Here is an 18,442-nt window from a genome sequence, read left to right as displayed (position 1 = left end):
GTCCAGCAGCGCGGCGTCGGGGCCGGCGGCAGCCGAGCCCGGGCCGGCCTTGTCGGCAGGCAGCAGGCCTTCGCGGGTCACGCCGGACGCGGTGCGCAGCTTCAGGCCGACGGTGTCGGCGGCAGGCTGCAGGCTGTCGCGCTGGTCGTAGACCTGCTTGTTCAGCTGGCTGGCCATTTCCGAGAAGCGCACGGCGGCGAGCTGCTTGCGGACTTCAGCGGTGATCTGGTCCTTGACCTCGGCCAGCGGCTTGATGGCGGCGGGCTGGATCTCGGTGACCTTGACGACGTGCAGGCCGGACGGGGTTTCGATCACGCCGGACACCTGGTCCTTGGCCTGGCCGAAGATGGCCTTTTCCAGCGGACCGGTCAGCATGCCCGGAGCCAGCCAGCCCAGATCGCCGCCATTGGCGGCCGAACCCGCGTCCTGCGAGTTCTTGCGCGCCAGTTCGGCGAACTGCGCCGGGTCGGCGGCCGCTTGCTTGGCCAGATCCTCGGCCTTGGCGCGGGCGGCCTTGCGGGCATCTTCCGAGGCGCCGGGGGCCAGGTTGATCATGATGTGGCTGGCACGGCGGCGTTCAGGCTGGCCGAAGCGGTTCTTGTTCTGCTCGTAGTAGGACGCCAGGTCCTCGTCCTTGACCTGCACGCCTTGCGTGGCGGCGGCCTCGTCCAGCACCAGGTACTGGACCTGGACCTGTTCGGGAATCTGCAGTTGCTGCTTGTTGGCGTCGTACCAGGCCTGGATGTCGGCCGGGCTGACGCTGACCTGCGAGCGGAAATCGGCGGCAGCGAAGCGGCGCAACTGCACCGTGCGTTGCTGCGTCAATGCCGTTTCCAGCGCGGCCACGACTTCGCCAGGCGCGCGGGCCGACTGGCCGACGGGCTCCAGCACGCGAGCGACGGCGAGGTCGCGGCGCAGGCCGGCTTCGAACGAGGTCGGCGACATGCCTTGCGCGGCCAGCACCTGGCGGTAGCGCTCGGGCGAGAAGCGGCCATTGTCCTGGACTTCCGGAATCGCCGCGATGGTGTTGCGCAGCGTTTCGTCGGACACCGAGAAACGGTTGTCGACGGCGACGTTGGCCAGCAGGCGCTGATTGATCAGCTGATTGAGCAGGCCTTCGCGCAACGCCGGCGTGTCGATCACGGCCGGATCGAACTGGGCGCCCATGCGCTGGCGAAACTGCTCCAGCTGGTTGCGGTGCGCCTGGTCGAATTCGGCCCGGGTAACGGGCTGACCATTGACCGTGGCCAGTTCAGGCTCGGCGCGCATGAAGCTGTCATAGCCTTGAATCCCGACCAGGAAGAAGGACGGCACAATCAGAAGCAGCAGGATGAGCTGCATCCAGCGCCGATGGCTGCGAATAAATTCGAACATGGAATCCCTGTTGCCGCACTCCAGGCAGACGCCCGAAGCCGCAAGAAAACGCATAAAAAAAGGCGAAGTCGATTCGCCCTATTCCCATACCGGTCAATACCGGATCAGCGGGCGGATTTTAGCATTTCTCATTCGCCGCGCAGGCCAGGAATCTTCCGAATGGCGTCCGGGGCTTCCGCCCGGCTCCGGCGGCACGGAACCGGGGACCGAGTCAACCCGGGGAACCACCATTTCCAGCCCCTTGCAGCCCCCGTATTGTGGCCTGTCAGGGTAAGCCCCCATTACCCCGACGCCGCGTCCCCGATGGACGCAGCCCCTTCCACGCACGCTCAGAGGTACACACTGATGCCGTTCACATCCCCCCGCCTGCAACTCCTGCGCACCTGCATCGCCCTGGCCTTCATCGGCGGCGCCCCCGCCGCGCTGGCCGCGCCCGTCGCCGCCGTCCACAACGCCGCCCAAGCCCAGCAGCAAGGCATGCTGGACACCATGCGCGACCTGGTCGGCATCGAATCGGGCAGCAAGGACGTCGAGGGCGTGGAGCGCATCGCCGTACTGATCCGAGACCGGCTCAAAGCGCTGGGCGGCACGGTGGAGATCATCCAGCCCGCCGACGTCTTCCGCCTGGACGACACGCCGGAAAAGGTCGGCCCCATGGTCCATGCCGAATTCAAGGGCAAGGGACAGAAGAAAATCATGCTGATCGCCCACATGGACACCGTCTACCGCAACGGCATGCTCAAAGACCAGCCCTTCCGCGTCGACGGCGATAAAGCCTACGGTCTGGGCATCGCCGACGACAAGCATGGCGTGGCCGCCATCATCCATACCCTGACACTGCTGCAAAAACTGGGTTTCGAGGACTACGGCACCATTACCGTGCTGATCAATGGCGACGAGGAAATCAGCTCGCCGGGCGCGCGCAGCACCATCACCCGCCTGGGCGCCGACCAGGACGCGGTGTTCTCGTTCGAGGGCGGCGGCGCCGAGGCGCGCCTGACGCTGGCCACCAGCGGCATCGGCGCGGCCTACCTGACCGTGCAGGGCAAGACTTCGCATGCCGGTGCGCGCCCGGAAGGCGGCGTCAATGCGCTGTATGAACTGGCGCACCAGCTGCTGCAACTGGACAAGCTGTCCAAGCCCGAGGAAGGCCTGAAGCTCAACTGGACCGTGGCCCAGGCCGGCACCAACCGCAACGTCATCCCGGGCCAGGCCACCGCCCAGGCCGACGCCCGCGCGCTGCGCGTCTCCGACTTCGACGCGCTGTCGCGCACGCTGGAAGAGCGCATACAGAAGAAGTTGCTGCCCGAATCCAAGGTCAGCGTGAAGTTCGAGGTGCGCCGCCCGCCGCTGGAAGCCACGCCGGCCTCGCGCGCCCTGGCCCAGCACGGCGTGCAGATCTACAGGGAACTGGACCTGCCGATGAAAGTCGTGGACCGCGCCAGCGGCGGTGGCACGGACGCGGCCTTCGCCGCCCTGAAGGCGCGCGGTCCGGTGATCGAAGGCATGGGCCTGAGCGGTTTCGGCGCGCACTCCAACGACGCCGAATACATTCAGATCAACAGCATCGTGCCGCGCCTGTACCTGGCCGCGCGGATGATCATGGACGTATCGCAGGACAAGGCGCCCATGAAGTAGGTCCGTGGGCTAGCCGCGGCGTCCGCGCGCGCCGCGGCAGGCCGGGATCCGGCGTGCAGAAGGAGTATCCTTGCAACCCTGTACAAAAGAACCCGAAGCAACACCTAAATGAGCGCAAAACTCCCCTCCTGGCCCTACTCCCGTTACATCGCGCACCGCGGCGGCGGTCGTCTGGCCCCGGAGAACACCCTGGCCGCCATGCGCGTGGGCGCCGAGCACGGCTTCACGATGTTCGAATACGACGTCAAGCTGAGCAGCGACAACGTGCTGGTGCTGATGCACGACGACGACGTGAACCGGACCTCCAACGGCAAGGGTCCGGCCGCCGCCAAGACCTATTCGGAGCTGGCCCAGCTGGACTTCGGCAGTTGGCATTCGGCCGCCTACGCCGGCGAGCCGCTGCCCACTTTCGCCGCCGTGGCCCGCTATACGGTGGCCAACGGCATTGCCAGCAACGTCGAGATCAAGCCCTGCCCGGGCCGCGAAGCCGAGACCGGCCGCGCCGTGGCGCTGGCTGCGCGCCAACTGTGGCAAGGCGCGGCCGAACCGCCGCTCTTGTCCTCGTTCGCCGAAGAAGCCCTGCAAGCCGCGCGGGAAACCGCCCCCGAACTGCCGCGCGCGTTGCTGGTGGAGAAGGTCCCCGCCGACTGGCGCGAGCGCCTGGTCAAATACGACTGCGTGGCCCTGAACATCAACCAGAAAGACGCAACCCGCGAACTGATAGCCGCCGTGCACGCCGCCGGCTACCGCATCGCGGCCTGGACCGTCAACGACCCTGAGCGCGCCCGCCTGCTGCTCGACTGGGGCATAGACGGCATTTTCACCGACGAGCTGGCCGCGATCCGGCCCGCCGCCTGAGGCAGAACGCCCGTGTTCAGTTACCGCCACGCCTTCCACGCCGGCAACCACGCCGACGTGCTCAAGCACGCCATCCTGATCCACACGCTGGATTACTTCAATAAAAAGGACGCGCCCTATTGGGTCGTGGACACCCACGCCGGCGCCGGGCTCTACAGCCTTGACAGCGACTGGGCTGCCAAGACTTCGGAGTTCGCCGACGGCATCGGCCGCCTGTGGGAAGCCGATGACCTGCCGCCTATCCTGGCGGAGTACGTCGCCCGGATCCGCGCCTACAACACCAATGGCCGGCTGCGGCGCTACCCCGGCTCGCCGTGGCTGGCGCTGGACGCGCTGCGCCCGTCGGACCGGCTGCGCCTGTTCGAGATGCACCCGACCGAAATCGACACGCTGGTCGCCAACCTTGAGCATCAAGGCCGCGCAGCGCAGCGCCAGACCACCATCTACGGCGACGACGGCTTCGAAGGCGTCAAGGCCCTGCTGCCGCCGCCCACGCGCCGCGGCATGGTGCTGATCGATCCCTCGTACGAGGACAAGAACGACTACCGCCGCACGTTCGTCACCATCAAGGAATGCATCAAGCGCTTCGCCACCGGCACCTATGCCGTCTGGTACCCGCTGGTGCAGCGCCGCGAGGCCAGCGAAATGGCGCGCCACCTGGAAAACCTGAAGGTCAAGAGCTGGCTGCACGCCACCCTGACCGTGAAGAAAGCCACCATCGACGGCTACGGTCTGCATGGCAGCGGCATGTTCCTGATCAATCCGCCCTGGACGCTGCATGACGCCCTGAAGCAGGCCATGCCTTATCTGGCGCGCACGCTGGGTCAGGATGAGCGGGCCGGCTTCACGCTGCAGTTCCGCGAGAATCCGTTCCCGGTGCCGAAGAAGCAGTCGGACGACTGATTCCGCGCCGAACGCAAAAAAAAGGCCACGATCATTCGTGGCCTTTTTGCTACCGGCTCATGCAATCGCTAACGCGGCGCTCAGGCCGTTTCGCTTTCCGGCTCTTCGCGGCGCAGCGCCTCTTGCGCCCGGGCCAGCTTGGCCGCGGCGTCGCGCAGCGCGGTGCGCAGGCCTTCCTCGATCACGGGGTGATAGAAGGGCATTTCCAGCATGCGCGCCACGGTCAGTTCCTGCTGCACGGCCCAGGCCAGCAGGTGGCCGATGTGTTCGGCGCTGGGGCCGACCATTTCAGCGCCCAGGAAACGGCCCGTCTCGATGTCCGCGTAGACGTGCAGCATGCCGCGGTTCTTCAGCATGACCCGCGAACGGCCCTGGTCGCTGAAGTCCACCTCGCCGGTAACGAAGGTGCCCGGCACCAGCCGCGCATGGCCCTGCCCCGCCATGGCGATCTGCGGATCCGAGAACACCACGGCCAACGGCGCTCGGCGCAGGCCTTTGCGCACTTCCGGATAGCGGGCAGCGTTTTCGCCCGCGATGCGGCCCTCGTCGGCAGCTTCGTGCAGCAGCGGCGCGTCGGCATTGGCGTCGCCAGCAATGAAGATGGGCGCGTCGCCCGCCTGCATGGTTTCGCGGTCGAACAGCGGCACGCCGTGCTTGTCCAGTTGCAGCGTCGTGTTTTCCAGCCCCAGCCCGTCCACATTGGCGCGGCGGCCGGTGGCCACCAACGCGTAGTCGAAGCGTTCGATGCGCTCGCTGTTGTCCAGCCCAACGTAGCGGACTTCCACTTCGTCGCCGACGCGGGTCGTTTCAAGCACGCGGGCGTCTGGATCCAGATAGAACTCGCGCTGGAAGATCTTGCGGGCGGTGTTGCGCACTTGCGGATCGCTGATGCCGGCCAGGCTGCCGCTGACGCCGAACACGCGCACTTCCACGCCCAGGCGCGCCAGCGCCTGGCCCAGTTCCAGCCCGATCACGCCCGGACCGAACACGGCCACGCGTCCCGGCAGATCGTCCCAGGCGAACACGTCGTCGTTCAGCACCAGCCGGTCGCCCAGCGCGCGGAACGGCGGCGGCACCGAGGGGCGCGAGCCGGTCGCGATCACCACACGGGACGCCCGCACTTCCGTGTGCTCGTCCACCTGCAGCACCGTGTCGGACACGAAGCGCGCGTAGCCGCGCAGCTTGTCTTCGGCGGGAATGCTTTCCACGCCTTCCAGCACAAAGCCGACGAAGCGGTCGCGCTCGCGCTTGACGCGGTCCATCACTTCCGCGCCATCCACCGTGATCTCGCCTCCCACATGCACGCCGAACGGCTCGGTATGGGCCGCGTTGTGAGCCGCTTCGGCAGCGGCGATCAGCAGCTTGGACGGCATGCAGCCGACGCGGGCGCAGGTGGTGCCGTAGGGACCGCCTTCAATCAGCAGCGCGCGCTGGCCCGCGGCGCGGGCGGCGCGGTAAGCGGCCAGGCCGGCCGTGCCGGCGCCGATGACAGCGATATCGGTATGCAGAGTTTTCATGACTGGGTATCCCCCGGTGTGGCGTGGAGCAGGAATTCAAAGGCGGGTTCCGCCTTGTTGCGCACCCTCAGGACGTAAACCGTCCCGCAGCGCCCGTGAGGGGCCGCGCGCAAAGGTGCGTAAAAAGGGAAACTCGTGAAGTTGGCGGCGGGCGGCGAACCGCCCTTCCGCCCTGCCGGTCCCTGGGGCGAACCCAGGGACCGGCAGGTTTGCAGACGCTTAGGCGAAGTGCGCCTTGAGCTCTTCCAGGCCGCCGATCAACGAGCCGTTGATGAACACCTGCGGGGCGGTGCCCTTGCCGGACACGGCGCCGATCACACGGCCGCGGACCTTGTTTTCCAGCGGGATCTCGATCGGAGCGTAGCCCTTGGCATCCAGCAGCGCCTTGGCTTCGACGCAGAACGGGCAGCCCGGCTTGGAGAACACGACCACCTGGTCGGGCTTCTTGGCCGACGGGGCGAAGTAAGCGAGCATGGTGTCGGCGTCCGACACTTCAAACGGGTCGCCTTCCTTTTCCGGCTCGATGAACATCTTCTGGACCACGCCGTCCTTGACCAGCATCGAATAGCGCCAGCTGCGCTTGCCGAAGCCCAGGTCGCTCTTGTCGACCAGCATGCCCATGCCTTCGGTGAACGCGCCGTTGCCGTCGGGCAGCAGCGTGATATTGGCCGATTCCTGGTCCTTGGCCCATTCGTTCATGACGAAGGTGTCATTGACCGAGACGCAGACGATGCTGTCCACGCCGGCGGCGAAGAACGCGGGAGCCAGTTCGTTGTAACGCGGCAGGTGGGTCGACGAGCAGGTCGGCGTGAAAGCGCCGGGCAGCGAGAAGACCACGACGGTCTTGTTCTTGAACAGGTCGTCGGACGTGACCTTCTTCCAGGTGTTGTCCTCACGGATCGGGAACGTTACGTTCGGGACACGTTGGCCTTCGCGGTTTTGCAGCATTCAAATCTCTCCTTGGGGTAGCGGGGTTGTTTGATTAACCACCATGGAAAGAATGATAAATCCTTACTATCAATTATTCAAATTTAATAAATTCAATGAATCGATAGATTTTGGCAATGAAGAAATAACTAGCACGAGACCGGCCCTATCATAGCCCGGCCTCGCGCCTGGAGAAATTACGCCGGGAGAGGCTGGTAGCCAGCGTCGCGGATCGCGTCTTCGATCTTGTCGGCGTCGTCGGCGCCGGTCACCGTCACGCGGTGCGTCGACAGGTCGATCGTGACCGTCGCGCCCGGCGCGGCCTGGTTCACCGCGGCCGTGATGGTCTTGGCGCAATGGCCGCAGGTCATGTCAGCCACTTGGAACTCGATGCTCATAGTTATCTCCATAGGATTCAAGGGTGATGGACAGCGTTTCGTCCACCATGGAAAGCAGCTTAAACCTTCCTATGATGGCAAGGTCAAGCGTAGAATCGGAGCCAGGCTACACAGGAGCAGAGCAATGAACATCGGAGAAGCATCGAAGAGTTCCGGCATTTCCGCCAAGATGATCCGTTATTACGAGAGCATCGGCCTCATCAGCCCCGCCGGGCGCACGGATTCCGGTTACCGCGTCTACAGCGACCACGACCTGCACACGCTGCGCTTCGTGCGCCGCGCGCGCGACCTGGGTTTTTCGGTGGAACAGATGAATGAGCTGCTGGCGCTGTGGCAGGACCGCAGCCGCGCCAGCGCCGACGTCAAGCGCATCGCGTTGGAACACGTGCAGGAACTGGAGCGCAAGGCCGAGGCGCTGCGCGACATGGCAGCCACCTTGAAGCATCTGGCCGAGCACTGCCAAGGCGACGACAGGCCGGACTGCCCCATCCTCGAAGGCCTGAGCTGCAAGCACTGAAGCGGCCCAGGCCCCGCGCGATCAGTCCTGGGCCTGCGCCTCGGCCGCTACCTTGGCGTGGTACGCCTCGGTGGCGGCTTGCTTGGCGGCCGCCTTCTCGGCGGCGGCGGCGGCCTTCGCCTCTTCCGCGGCAGCCGCTTCCGCTGCGGCCTGGATGGCGCGCTGGCGTGCGCGTTCCCGCACTATCGCGATGCCTTCGGCGTCCAAGGACTCGAACACGGCGATCGACTCGACGTGGCCCGTGTGCGGAAACATGTTGATGACCCCTGCACTCTTGAGCACGTAACCGCCCTCATGCACCAGGATGGCGGCATCGCGCGCCAGCGTGGCAGGGTTACAGGACACATAGACGATGCGGACGGGGCGCTCCTGGGCTTCGAGCAGCGACAATGCCTGCGCCACCGCGTGCGCGCCTTCGCGCGGCGGATCGATCAGCATGCGGTCGAAGTAGCCCAGCCCGCGCAGCCATTCCACGTCCACCTCGAACAGATTCAAGGTGGCGAAGCTGGTGCGATCGCCCAGGCCGTGGCGCGATGCCGCATCGAACGCGCGGTCGGTCAGCGCCTTGCTGCCTTCCACGCCGACCGCTTCCTTGCCCTGCGTCGCCAGCGGCAGCGTGAAGTTGCCCAGGCCGCAGAACAGATCGGCCACGCGGTCGGTCGGTCGCACTTCCAGCAGCTTCAGGGCGCGCGACACCATGGCGCGGTTGATGGCGTGGTTGACCTGCGTGAAATCGGTGGGCCGGTACGGCATGCGCAGGCCGAATTCCGGCATGGTGTAGGCCAGGGTTTCGCCGTGCTCGCGCTCCAGCGGATGCACGGTTTCCGGCCCCTTGGATTGCAGCCACCACTGCACGTCGTGCTTATCGGCGAAAGCGCGCAGGATGGCGATGTCGCCGTCGGTCAGCGGCAGCAGATGGCGCAGGACCAGCGCGGTCACTCCCTCGCCCAGCGACACTTCGATCTGCGGCATGCGGTCCGGCGCCGACATGGAGCCGATCATTTCGCGCAGAGGGACCAGCAGGTCGCTGACGTGGCGCGGCAGCACATGGCATTCGCGCATGTCGGCCACATAGCTGCTCTTGCGCTCGTGGAAACCGACCAGCACCCCGCCCTTCTTCGGCACCACGCGCACCGACAGGCGGGCGCGGTAGCGGTAGCCCCAGGTCGGGCCTTGCAGCGGCGCCAGGATGCGCGCCGGGCGCAGTTTGCCCACGTGCCAGAAGGTGTCTTCCAGCGAACGCTGCTTGATGGCCACCTGCGTGCTGGGTTCCAGGTGCTGCATGGCACAGCCGCCACAGACGCCGAAATGCGGACAGCGCGGCGCCACCCGCTGCGACGAAGGCCGCAGCACCTCGTCCACGCGCGCAATCTCGTAGGACGGCTTGCGGCGCAAGGTGACCGTGGTTACCCGTTCGCCCGGCAAGGCGCCTTCGACGAAGACGACTTTCCCGTCGCGGCGGGCGATACCCCTGGCTTCCAGGTCCAGGGATTCAATACTCAAAACGTCAGACATCTCACGCAGTCCAGAAGAATTACACGCAACCCGCTATTGTAGAAGGACTGAGGCCAATCCTGGAAATGGCGGTAGCGGGGCCGGAACGCGCCGCTGACGGCCCTAGCCCCTTGGCTGTCGGGCGATATCCCGAGCCTGCGTGCGCGGCCGCTGCAAGCGCAGCGCGGCCATGGCCGCCACGGCGGCAACCGCTCCCACGAGCGGCAGCCACGCCAGGCCGGCATGGACGATGGTCAGGCTGCCCAGCCCACCGCCCACCGCGGTTCCAAGATTGAAGGAAGCAATGTTCAGGCCGGCCGCTACCGCCGTGGATTCGGGCACGTGGCGCTGCGCCAGTTTCAGCAACCTGAGCGTCAGCATGGTGACGATGCAGAAGAACACCATGCCCAGCACGCCGGCCAGCGCCACCACCGCCAGCCCGGAATCCCGCAACAGGTACAGTCCCGACAGATTGGCGGCCAGCGCCGCCAGCGCGAGCAGCGCCGCCTGGTCTGCGTCCATCGCGTCAGCCAGATAGCCGCCGAACAGATTGCCGGCTATCGAGCACAGGCCGAACAGCAGCATGGCGGCGCTGAGCCACCGCACATCCGCCTGCGTGACCTGCAGCAGATAGGGAGAGATGAAGGTGAAGAAACTGAACGTCGCCACACTGACCAGGGCGCCTACCCCGGCCGTCGCCAGCATGCGGGGATGCGCCAGCGCCCGCAAGCCGGCGCGCACGGCCGCCTGCGGCTTGCCCTGCCCGCGTACAGGCATGTAGCGTAGCAGGCCGATGGCGCCTGCCAGCGCCAACACGCCCACGCCGGCAAAAATGGCGCGCCACGACCAGATGCTGCCCAGGAACGTGCCCAGCGGGACCCCTAGCGCCAGGGCCAGCGTCAGGCCGATCCACACCACCGACAACGCCCGCCCGGCCCGCGGAGCCGCCACCAATCTGGTGGCCGCATCCGAAGCCACCGCCATGAATACCCCGTGCGCCAGTCCCACCACGAAGCGCACGCCCAGCAAGACCGGCAAAGTGGGCGACAGGCTCATCAGCACGCTGCCCAAGGCCAGCACGGCCATGGCCAGCGTCAGGATGCGGCGATCCGTCCAGGGCGCGAGCAGCGCCGTCACCAGGGGTGCGCCGATGGCAGCCCCCAAGGCGTAGGCCGCGATCGCGGCGCCCGCCGCCTCGATGCTGGCACCCAGGCTTGCGGCCATGGCCGATATCAGGCCAGCGGCGACAAATTCGGAAAGGCCGAATGCAAAAGTGCATACGGAAAAGACGTAGACGGCGACAGGCATGACGATCCCAGGCTCAAATGGAAAGATCCAGCGCAAACCGCGAGGCAGCTGCCAGGCAGCGGGCCGAATCCTGGGATTGAGCTTAGGGGCGTACGTATCGTTCGTAAAATATCTTATTTATTCAAGAATAAGATTTTCAACGTCTGAAAATGCCTGCCGCATGGTCGAGACCAAGCGGTCGCGGGCGGGTGAAGTCCGGGAAGGATTCCAGGCCATCAACAGGTCCAGATGCGTCAGCGCCATGGGCGCGTCGCTCTCGATCGCGCGAAAGACGACGTCGTCGCGCCGTTGCGCGGCTAGCGATCCTGGCAACAGAGCGATACCAAAGCCCGCCGCCACCAAAGCAATCAGAGTCTGCAGCTGACGAGCCTCCTGCGCTACCACGGGCCGGAATCCGGCAGTCTGGCAGAGCTGGATCAACTGGTCGTGCAGGCCCTGGCCCAAGGATCTGGGCGATGCGACAAACGCTTCGTTCTTGAGTCTGGCGAGTTCGATCGAAGGCTGGTAGGCCAGCGGATGGCCTGTCGGGAGGGCTACGCAGATGGGTTCGCGCAGCAGGACCTGAAAGCGCAGATCCGGCGTGCTGCCGCCAGGCGTGCGCAGGAAGCCGATATCCGCCGTCCCGTTCTCCAGGGCTTCGACCTGCTCTCGCGTCGTGCCTTCGCGCAAGGTGAACGCCACCGCCGGACACGTCAGCCGGAAATCGCGCAAGGCCCGCAGCAGCGAGGCATAGGGCGCGATATTGATGAAGGTCATCGTCAAGTGCCCGTCCATGCCCTGCGCCACGCGCCGAGTGCGGGCCACGCCTTCGTCCAGGCCGTCCAGGATGCGCCGCGCGGTATCGAGGAACGCCGCACCCGCGGGCGTCAGGGCGACGCTGCGGTTGGTGCGCTCGAACAACGTCACGCCTATCTCTGCCTCCAGCCGCCGGATGGCCTGGCTCAGCGGCGGTTGCGCCATGTGCAGACGCTGCGCGGCGCGGTTGAAGTGCAGCGTTTCGGCCACCGCGATGAACTGCCGCAATAGGCGGGTTTCTATCATTGGAACGCCTGAGGTTCTGATTCGATACCCGCAGTATATTTTTTATCTTGCCAGCAAAAAAAAGGCTTGCCATGGACCGCGCGCTACAGGCTGTCCACGGCGAGCCCAAGGCCGGCGCTGTCAGGCGCCGCCACGGATAGCGGTCAGAAGGAACGCGCCACCGAGAACACCGCGCCCAGGCGCCCCGAGGGATGGCCGTACTTCGTGGGCAGCCAGTTGTCCTTGGTCGCGCCCACGGCGGCCAGTCCCAGGATCCAGCCCTTCAGGTCCTTGGTCACACCGACCTTGTAATCGACGTAATGGCCGATGGAGTCGCCGTCCATATTGGTCTGGTTCTTGAGCTTCTGGTAGCCCAGGTGGCCAACCAGGCCCCAGCCGTCGCCCAGATCGAAGTTGGCCGTGCCGTCCAGGTACCAGGTGCCCTTGCTGTCGGGCGTACTGAAGAAGTCGCTCGGCGTGTAGGAGTACTTGAGGCTGTAGTTGCCGTAGGACGCGCCCAGGTAGAGGTCGGTGTTGTTGTAGTTGCCACCCTTCGGCGAACTGGAGCCCGGGTAGTAGTAGTGCAGCACGCCCGCGTCCAGGGTAAAGCCGCCGCCCACCTCGCCCTTCCAGCCACCGTAGAAATCCATCTCCAGGTTGCCGTCGGTAAAGACGAAGTCGGAGACGTTGGAGTTCCAGTTGCCCAGATAGAAACCGGAACTGTGCGTCAGGTCGAAGCCCAGCTGCACGGCGGGCCGGAAGTCGGTCTGCGAATAGCCGCGGAAGCGATAGTCGCTGACGATGGCGGCGTTGCCGCTGAGCGAGAATCCGCCGCCCAGATCGGTGGGTTCGGCCTGCGCCGCCGCGGCGAAACAAGCGGCGAGCGCCAAGGGCACGGCTAGCAACGTCTTCTTCATGATTGCGGAGTCCTGTTCGGATTTATCGAGTGAGGGATGGCTACAGCGCATCCACAGGACCGGCTATGCAGCATTTCGTGCCGGTTCCCCCTTCACAAAGCAATGTCCGTGCCAGGTCTGGCGCAGGCCGATGCTACCGAGCATGGACCGTGGCGCCGTCTGCCGCGCACCAGGACAGTGCACGCGACGGACCGCGCGCGCGCATTCATGCATCAAGACAGGGAGTCCGCGCCAGCGTGACTCCCCGCTGCCGCCGGCACGCCACAAGTTGGGCCCGCAAATGAAAAGCCCCGGCACGCGGTGGCGTGTCCGGGGCTTTTCGCCTGGGCCGGCGCAGGAAGGCCGGCCGCGGGGCTTGCTTAGTTGGCGGCGGGCTTGGCCGGCACGGCGGCCGCGGGCGCTTCAGCCCTGCCCTTGCCATGGCGTCCTTCCATCCGGGCGTGACGTTCCTGCATCCGGTCCTGGCGCTCCTTGACGAACTTGGTCACCTGGCCGCGCTGGGTGTCGTTCAGGCTGTCCCAGACCGCGAGCCATTGGTCGCGCACCTGCTTGGCCTGGGGACCAAAGGCATCGCGCGATTTCTCGGACTGCTCGACCAGCGCGTGGGGATCCAGCTTGCCGCTGTCCAATTGCGCCTTCAGCAAGTCGTGGCGCTTGCCACCGGAAGCGCGCATGGCTTCGTGCAGGCTGCGCTGCCCGTCTTGCGCGGTCTTGAACAGGGCTTGCTGCTTGTCGTCCAGCTTCAGCTCGGCGACCTGCGCCTTGGTCACGGGACCCAGGCCGGGAATGAGAAGGCCGTCGCGCATGCCTTTGTGGAAGCCGCCGCGCTGGCCATCATGCATCGCGGCCGGACCGCCGTCAGCGGGAGGAGGAGGCGCAGCCATGACGGAACCGGCCAGCAAGCCGCCCGTCGCGGCGACAAATGCAAGAGCGGCCAAATTGGAGCGGATAGCGAATCGGGACATGTAGGTCTCCTGAAAGTGAAGAAAGCGAGGCCATTGTGCGATTGCCCCGGTTTCATCCAGGTTTCGTCGGCGCAAGCAATGTTTCAGTCGATTGCGCAAGCTCCAGACGCAGGAACGGGGCCGCGCGGGCCCCGTTTCCATCCTGCTTGCCGGAAGACGGATCTTCCGGCGGCCATGGCGTTCAGCTGGCGTCCCAGGCCGCCATGTATTCCTTCCAGTGCGGTGCGTCGCTGGCGCTGAGGGTGTCGCGCACCAGCGCAATTTCGGCCTCGTAGGACGTGCGGTCGAGTTCACCGCGCAGGAAGCGGAACCGGCAATACACCAGCCAGGTGTTGACCACGTCGGTTTCGCAATAGGCCCGCACCTCGTCGGCGCGGCCCTGGCTCCAGGCCTCCCACACCTTGCTGCCATCCATGCCCAGCTTGCCGGGAAAGCCGCAAAGCTTGGCCAGATCGTCCAGCGGCGCGTTGGCGCGGCCGTTGTACTTGGCCAGCAGGTCCATCAGGTCCAGGTGGCGGGAGTGGTAGCGCGAGATGTAGTTGTTGAACTTGAAATCGCGGTCTTCCTCTCCCATGTCCCAGTAGCGCGGCGCGGGCACGCCCTGGATCAGGCTGCGGTAATGCAGCACCGGCAGGTCGAAGCCCGAACCGTTCCAGCTCACCAGCTTGGGCGTGTAGCGCTCGATGGTCTTGAAGAAGCCCGCCAGCAAGGCGGCTTCGGGATCGTCGGGCTGGCCCAGGGTCTTGACGCGAAAGCCCTGGTCATCGCGGAACACGCAGCCCACCACCGCCACCTTGTGCAGATGCAGCGGCAGGAAATCATGACCCACGGCCTCGCGGCGCGCGGTCAGCGCGCGCTCTACCACTTCCTGGTCGGAGACCTCGGACCCCCAGCCGTTGAGCTTGCGCAGCCCATCGGCATCGGGGATGGTTTCCAGGTCGAATACCAGGGTCGGCGTCATTTGGCAGGCAGGTACTGCATGGGGTCCACCGGCTGGCCTTGGCGGCGGATCTCGAAATGCAGCCGCGGCGAGGTGGTGTCGCTTTGACCGAGTTCGGCGATCTTGGCGCCGCGCTTGACCGTCTGGCCGGTCTTCACCAGTACCGCGCGGTTATGCGCGTAAGCCGTGATGAAGCCGTTCTGGTGTTCGACGATGATCAGGTTGCCCAGGCCGCGCACGCCGTTGCCGCTGTACTTGACCAGGCCGTCGGCCGCGGCGGTGATGGGATCGCCCAGCGCGCCGGCGATGTCGATGCCCTTGCTGCTGTTGTTGAAGCCCTGCACGATCTGGCCGTTGGCGGGCCAGGCCCAATTGATGACGGCCGCATCGGCCGCGCGCGTGGCGGGCTTGGTTTCGACCGGCGCCGTGGGCGGCGGAGTGGTGGTCTCGGTAGTCGGCGGCGGCAGGGTTTCCGGCTGGTCCAGCGGACGCGGCTGCGGCTTGACGCCTGCAACCGGCGCGGTCTGCGCCCCGCCGCTGGCGCTGCCAGACATTTTCAGGACCTGGCCGACCGAAATCTGGTTGGGATCGCTGAGGTTGTTCCAGCGCTTGACGTTCTCGATGTCCACATTGTTGGCGCGGGCGATCTTGTAGAGCGTGTCGCCCGGCTTCACCACATAGCTGCCACCGGGTTGGGTCGCCGGCGCGGGTTGCCCGCCGGTCATGTCGACCACCGGGGCGCGAGTACCTTTCGAAGCGCAGCCAGCCAGAATGGACAGGCTGAGAGCCCCCGCGATGAAGAGCGGGCGGCGCAGGCGCGTCATGGACGCGCCCAGGGTGATATCGGTCAGTTGCAACTGCCCGTTGAGCATACGTTTCTCCTGTTTGCTCAAGATTGTATTCCGGCCCGTAGCGGCACAAAGCGCACGGCCTCTAATTCAGTGCGTTTCCAGCTGGCCGCGCCTGTGCGTTCGATAAGAACCAGGCGCTGGTTGGCGCCCCCTTCAGGAGCGATCAGGCGGCCACCCGGTGCGAGCTGCGACAGCAGCGCCTGCGGGATGGCAAGGCCAGCGGCAGCCACAACGATAGCATCGAACGGCGCCACGCCTGGCAGGCCCAGCATACCGTCGCCGTAGATCAAGCGGATCCTGGTGGTGAGCCGCAAGGCGCGCAGATGCTCGCGCGCCAGCTCATACAGTCCGCGGATGCGTTCGATGGAGTGGACCTCGCGCACGAATTGCGCGAGCACCGCCGCCTGGTATCCGCAACCCGCGCCGACTTCCAGCACGCGGGTGGGCGTGCGGTCGTCGCAAACGGCGGCAATCATGCGCGCCACCACCCAGGGTTGCGAGATGGTTTGCGAATGGCCGATGGGCAGCGCCGCGTCTTCGTAGGCGCGGCTGGCCAGCGCCTCGTCGACGAACAGATGGCGCGGCACGGCGCCCATGGCATTGAGTACGCGTTCGTCGGTAATGCCCTGCGCCCGCAGGCGTTCCACCATGGCTTGGCGCAGGCGATCGGAGTTCAGGCCCAGATTGCTGCCGGATGCCGGCGCGGGCGCCTGCGTCTGGCGTTGCAGCGTGGCTGCGGAAATGCGCGTATTGCTGTTGGCGGGCGTGACACCAGGACTGAGCCGGCCCGAGTCATAGCGCACCGGGCCGGTACGCCCGGGCACGGGCTGGCTCACGTCCGGTTGGCTTACGCGTTTGCGCATAGCGGCTCCGCCCAGGTCCGGATCTCGTCGAGCTGGCTGTGCTGGGTCAGGTCCAGGCGCAACGGCGTGACCGACACCGTGCCTTGCTCGACGGCATGGAAGTCCGTGCCCGGCGTGGCGTCGGCCGCCAAGCCCACGGGGCCGATCCAATAGACGGTATCGCCATACGGCGTGGTCGTGCGCACCACAGGCTGCGAAGGATGGCGCTTGCCCAGGCGCGTGACCGCGAAGCCGTGCATGTCTTCGAAGCGGCGGCTGGGAATGTTGACGTTCAGCAGCACCGGCGCGGCCAGCGGCTGGGCCAGATGGCGCTCGACCACCAGGCGCGCGGCGCGCGCGGCGGAATCGATGTGCGCCCAGCCCTTCTCGGCCAGCGAGAAAGCGATGGCGGGGATGCCGAACAGATAACCTTCGCTGGCGGCGGCCACGGTGCCCGAATACAGCGTGTCGTCGCCCATGTTGGCGCCGTTGTTGATGCCGGACACGACCAGGTCGGGCCGGGTATCCATGAGGCCGGTGAGGGCCACGTGCACGCAGTCGGACGGCGTGCCGTTGACGGCGATGTAGCCGTTGGAGGCGGTGCGCACCGACAGAGGCCGATTCAACGTCAGCGAGTTGGACGCGCCGCTATGGTTGGTCTCGGGCGCGACGACGGTGAGATCGCCCAGGCCCTGCAGCGCGTCAACCAGCGCCTCGAGCCCGGGGGCGGAATAACCATCATCGTTCGAAACCAGAATTCGCATTGTGCATCCGAAAGAAAATAAAACGCGGGTGAACGCGTCGGATTGTACCGTCCGCGGCCGTCATCCGTGCGATCGGCTGGCAGACGGGCGCCGGCGTGCCGCTCGATAACCCGTAGCCGTCCCCGGCCCCGGGCGCGGTAGAATCCGCAGCCATTACGGTAACAACACAACAACAACGGACCCCTTTCATGGCGATAAACGACCCCTCCCTGGTCTTCAGCGCTGCGCTCATCCTGCTGGCCTACCTGATCGGCTCCGTGCCGTTTGCCGTGGTCGTCAGCAAGCTCATGGGCCTGCAGGACCCCCGCAGCTACGGCTCGAAGAACCCGGGCGCCACCAACGTGCTGCGCACCGGGAACAAGACGGCCGCCGCGCTGACGCTGCTGGGCGATGCCGCCAAGGGATGGTTCGCGATCTGGCTGGCCGAAAAACTGGCCCCCGGGATCGCCCCGGTCGCGCTCGCGCTGGTGGCGCTCGCCGCCTTCCTGGGCCATCTGTACCCGATATTCCTGCGTTTCAAGGGCGGCAAGGGCGTGGCCACCGCCCTGGGCGTGCTGGTGGCGATCCAGCCCTGGCTGGCGGTCGCCACGGCGGCCACCTGGCTTATCGTCGCGGTGTTCTTCCGTTATTCATCGCTCGCATCCCTGGTGGCGGCCTTTTTTGCTCCCGTGTACTACGTGTTCGGCTCCGGCCTGGCCTGGTATGCCCAGCCGCCCATGGGCGTCGCGCTGGCGGTCATCGGCGTGCTGTTGTTCTACCGCCACCGCGCCAACATCACGCGCCTGGTACAAGGCACGGAAAGCCGCATCGGCGGCAAGAAGAAGTAGGCGCAATACGCCTATGTGACAGGGCGGCCCCAGGGCCGCCCTCTTCATTTCAGGCGATGTCGGCCAGGTCCCAGCGCGGCTTGACGGTAAAGCTGTGCGCATCCGGGTCCAGCGTCACCAGGCCGGCCTTGACCCGCTCGGCGGCCGCGAAGGCGATCATGGCGCCGTTGTCGGTGCACAGTTCCAGCGGCGGGAAATAGGCGCGCGCCTTGAGCGGCTTGAGCGCGGCGTCCAGCTTGGAGCGCAGCAATTGGTTGGCGCCCACGCCGCCGGCCACCACCAAACGCTTCAGTCCGGTCTGTTTCAGGGCTTTGATGGCCTTGGCCGCCAGCACTTCCACGATGGCGGCCTGCGTGGCCGCGGCCAGGTCGGCGCGGGCCTG

The 18,442-nt window shown here is 66.2% G+C and carries 18 protein-coding genes and 1 pseudogene; 5 read left to right on the top strand and 14 right to left on the bottom strand.

Annotated elements, in window-relative coordinates; translation table 11 throughout:
* Positions 1–1,374 (bottom strand): SurA N-terminal domain-containing protein (locus VIR09_RS18115; RefSeq protein WP_332014125.1); only part of this gene is annotated, 1,374 nt, incomplete at its 3' end.
* A gap of 345 nt (positions 1,375–1,719) precedes the next feature.
* Here VIR09_RS18115 and VIR09_RS18110 point away from each other — a divergent pair.
* From VIR09_RS18110 to VIR09_RS18100, 3 genes are all read left to right on the top strand, one after another.
* On the top strand, positions 1,720–3,012 hold the full coding sequence (locus VIR09_RS18110; RefSeq protein WP_332014124.1) for a M20/M25/M40 family metallo-hydrolase: 1,293 nt from the start codon (positions 1,720–1,722) through the stop codon (positions 3,010–3,012).
* A gap of 108 nt (positions 3,013–3,120) precedes the next feature.
* Positions 3,121–3,870: a glycerophosphodiester phosphodiesterase gene (ugpQ, locus tag VIR09_RS18105; protein ID WP_332014123.1), complete on the top strand. Its 750-nt coding sequence runs from the start codon at positions 3,121–3,123 to the stop codon at positions 3,868–3,870.
* A 12-nt stretch (positions 3,871–3,882) separates the two neighbouring features.
* On the top strand, positions 3,883–4,773 hold the full coding sequence (locus VIR09_RS18100) for a 23S rRNA (adenine(2030)-N(6))-methyltransferase RlmJ (RefSeq protein WP_332014122.1): 891 nt from the start codon (positions 3,883–3,885) through the stop codon (positions 4,771–4,773).
* Positions 4,774–4,853: 80 nt separating this feature from the next.
* On the opposite strand, the gene VIR09_RS18095 is transcribed toward VIR09_RS18100, so the two are convergent.
* The 3 genes from VIR09_RS18095 to VIR09_RS18085 all read right to left on the bottom strand — a co-directional run bounded on the left by VIR09_RS18095 (position 4,854) and on the right by VIR09_RS18085 (position 7,615).
* Positions 4,854–6,290 (bottom strand): dihydrolipoyl dehydrogenase, encoded by a 1,437-nt coding sequence (locus tag VIR09_RS18095; protein WP_332014121.1) that lies wholly within the window; start codon positions 6,288–6,290, stop codon positions 4,854–4,856.
* A gap of 219 nt (positions 6,291–6,509) precedes the next feature.
* The gene (locus tag VIR09_RS18090) at positions 6,510–7,238 is read right to left on the bottom strand and encodes a glutathione peroxidase (RefSeq protein ID WP_332014120.1); all 729 of its coding nucleotides are present in this window, start codon (positions 7,236–7,238) and stop codon (positions 6,510–6,512) included.
* Between the two features lie 176 nt (positions 7,239–7,414).
* Positions 7,415–7,615: a heavy-metal-associated domain-containing protein gene (locus VIR09_RS18085; RefSeq protein ID WP_332014119.1), complete on the bottom strand. Its 201-nt coding sequence runs from the start codon at positions 7,613–7,615 to the stop codon at positions 7,415–7,417.
* A gap of 124 nt (positions 7,616–7,739) precedes the next feature.
* Here VIR09_RS18085 and cueR point away from each other — a divergent pair, with 124 nt between their 5' ends.
* A complete protein-coding gene (gene cueR / locus VIR09_RS18080) occupies positions 7,740–8,132 on the top strand; it encodes a Cu(I)-responsive transcriptional regulator (protein ID WP_332014118.1) in 393 nt (130 codons plus the stop codon).
* 21 nt (positions 8,133–8,153) lie between these two features.
* Here the strand turns inward: cueR and rlmD are convergent, their stop codons facing one another.
* The 9 genes from rlmD to surE all read right to left on the bottom strand — a co-directional run bounded on the left by rlmD (position 8,154) and on the right by surE (position 17,233).
* The gene (gene rlmD / locus VIR09_RS18075) at positions 8,154–9,647 is read right to left on the bottom strand and encodes a 23S rRNA (uracil(1939)-C(5))-methyltransferase RlmD (RefSeq protein WP_332014117.1); all 1,494 of its coding nucleotides are present in this window, start codon (positions 9,645–9,647) and stop codon (positions 8,154–8,156) included.
* 102 nt (positions 9,648–9,749) lie between these two features.
* Positions 9,750–10,934: an MFS transporter gene (locus VIR09_RS18070; RefSeq protein WP_332014116.1), complete on the bottom strand. Its 1,185-nt coding sequence runs from the start codon at positions 10,932–10,934 to the stop codon at positions 9,750–9,752.
* Between the two features lie 117 nt (positions 10,935–11,051).
* Complete coding sequence (locus tag VIR09_RS18065; RefSeq protein WP_332014115.1) at positions 11,052–11,975, bottom strand: LysR substrate-binding domain-containing protein; 924 nt, start codon at positions 11,973–11,975, stop codon at positions 11,052–11,054.
* 143 nt (positions 11,976–12,118) lie between these two features.
* On the bottom strand, positions 12,119–12,871 hold the full coding sequence (locus VIR09_RS18060) for a TorF family putative porin (protein WP_332014114.1): 753 nt from the start codon (positions 12,869–12,871) through the stop codon (positions 12,119–12,121).
* 359 nt (positions 12,872–13,230) lie between these two features.
* Positions 13,231–13,836, bottom strand: coding sequence for a hypothetical protein (locus tag VIR09_RS18055; protein ID WP_332014113.1), 606 nt, complete (start codon positions 13,834–13,836; stop codon positions 13,231–13,233).
* A gap of 181 nt (positions 13,837–14,017) precedes the next feature.
* Complete coding sequence (locus tag VIR09_RS18050) at positions 14,018–14,797, bottom strand: 3'-5' exonuclease (RefSeq protein WP_332014112.1); 780 nt, start codon at positions 14,795–14,797, stop codon at positions 14,018–14,020.
* Entirely contained in the window at positions 14,794–15,648 is an 855-nt protein-coding gene (locus tag VIR09_RS18045; protein ID WP_332014111.1) for a peptidoglycan DD-metalloendopeptidase family protein, read from the bottom strand. Before VIR09_RS18045 ends, VIR09_RS18050 begins: the two co-directional genes overlap by 4 nt.
* A 17-nt stretch (positions 15,649–15,665) precedes the next feature.
* Positions 15,666–16,490 carry a protein-L-isoaspartate(D-aspartate) O-methyltransferase gene (locus VIR09_RS18040; protein WP_332014110.1) on the bottom strand — a complete coding sequence of 275 codons (825 nt, stop codon included), beginning with the start codon at positions 16,488–16,490 and terminating at the stop codon, positions 15,666–15,668.
* Positions 16,475–17,233 carry a 5'/3'-nucleotidase SurE gene (surE, locus tag VIR09_RS18035; protein WP_332014109.1) on the bottom strand — a complete coding sequence of 253 codons (759 nt, stop codon included), beginning with the start codon at positions 17,231–17,233 and terminating at the stop codon, positions 16,475–16,477. The genes VIR09_RS18040 and surE overlap by 16 nt, the downstream gene beginning before the upstream one ends.
* Before the next feature lie 188 nt (positions 17,234–17,421).
* Here surE and plsY point away from each other — a divergent pair, with 188 nt between their 5' ends.
* On the top strand, positions 17,422–18,060 hold the full coding sequence (gene plsY / locus VIR09_RS18030) for a glycerol-3-phosphate 1-O-acyltransferase PlsY (RefSeq protein WP_332014108.1): 639 nt from the start codon (positions 17,422–17,424) through the stop codon (positions 18,058–18,060).
* A 49-nt stretch (positions 18,061–18,109) separates the two neighbouring features.
* Here plsY and VIR09_RS18025 read toward each other — a convergent pair.
* Positions 18,110–18,442: pseudogene (locus VIR09_RS18025) on the bottom strand (tRNA (adenosine(37)-N6)-threonylcarbamoyltransferase complex transferase subunit TsaD); the annotation flags it as partial.

Origin of the sequence: Achromobacter sp. (assembly GCF_036567245.1) — a bacterium.
In the GTDB taxonomy this organism is placed as follows: Bacteria; Pseudomonadota; Gammaproteobacteria; order Burkholderiales; family Burkholderiaceae_B; genus Achromobacter.
Note: the sequence above shows the minus strand (reverse complement) of the source record. Positions and strands in the feature narration are given on the sequence as shown.

Excerpts from the sequence above, each read along its gene's own strand:
- VIR09_RS18110 (WP_332014124.1), top strand. The coding sequence starts at position 1,720 with ATGCCGTTCACATCCCCCCGCCTGCAACTCCTGCGCACCTGCATCGCC.
- ugpQ (WP_332014123.1), top strand. The coding sequence starts at position 3,121 with ATGAGCGCAAAACTCCCCTCCTGGCCCTACTCCCGTTACATCGCGCAC.
- VIR09_RS18095 (WP_332014121.1), bottom strand. The coding sequence starts at position 6,290 with ATGAAAACTCTGCATACCGATATCGCTGTCATCGGCGCCGGCACGGCC.
- VIR09_RS18090 (WP_332014120.1), bottom strand. The coding sequence starts at position 7,238 with ATGCTGCAAAACCGCGAAGGCCAACGTGTCCCGAACGTAACGTTCCCG.
- VIR09_RS18085 (WP_332014119.1), bottom strand. The coding sequence starts at position 7,615 with ATGAGCATCGAGTTCCAAGTGGCTGACATGACCTGCGGCCATTGCGCC.
- cueR (WP_332014118.1), top strand. The coding sequence starts at position 7,740 with ATGAACATCGGAGAAGCATCGAAGAGTTCCGGCATTTCCGCCAAGATG.
- rlmD (WP_332014117.1), bottom strand. The coding sequence starts at position 9,647 with ATGTCTGACGTTTTGAGTATTGAATCCCTGGACCTGGAAGCCAGGGGT.
- VIR09_RS18070 (WP_332014116.1), bottom strand. The coding sequence starts at position 10,934 with ATGCCTGTCGCCGTCTACGTCTTTTCCGTATGCACTTTTGCATTCGGC.
- VIR09_RS18065 (WP_332014115.1), bottom strand. The coding sequence starts at position 11,975 with ATGATAGAAACCCGCCTATTGCGGCAGTTCATCGCGGTGGCCGAAACG.
- VIR09_RS18060 (WP_332014114.1), bottom strand. The coding sequence starts at position 12,871 with ATGAAGAAGACGTTGCTAGCCGTGCCCTTGGCGCTCGCCGCTTGTTTC.
- VIR09_RS18055 (WP_332014113.1), bottom strand. The coding sequence starts at position 13,836 with ATGTCCCGATTCGCTATCCGCTCCAATTTGGCCGCTCTTGCATTTGTC.
- VIR09_RS18050 (WP_332014112.1), bottom strand. The coding sequence starts at position 14,797 with ATGACGCCGACCCTGGTATTCGACCTGGAAACCATCCCCGATGCCGAT.
- VIR09_RS18045 (WP_332014111.1), bottom strand. The coding sequence starts at position 15,648 with ATGCTCAACGGGCAGTTGCAACTGACCGATATCACCCTGGGCGCGTCC.
- VIR09_RS18040 (WP_332014110.1), bottom strand. The coding sequence starts at position 16,490 with ATGCGCAAACGCGTAAGCCAACCGGACGTGAGCCAGCCCGTGCCCGGG.
- surE (WP_332014109.1), bottom strand. The coding sequence starts at position 17,233 with ATGCGAATTCTGGTTTCGAACGATGATGGTTATTCCGCCCCCGGGCTC.
- plsY (WP_332014108.1), top strand. The coding sequence starts at position 17,422 with ATGGCGATAAACGACCCCTCCCTGGTCTTCAGCGCTGCGCTCATCCTG.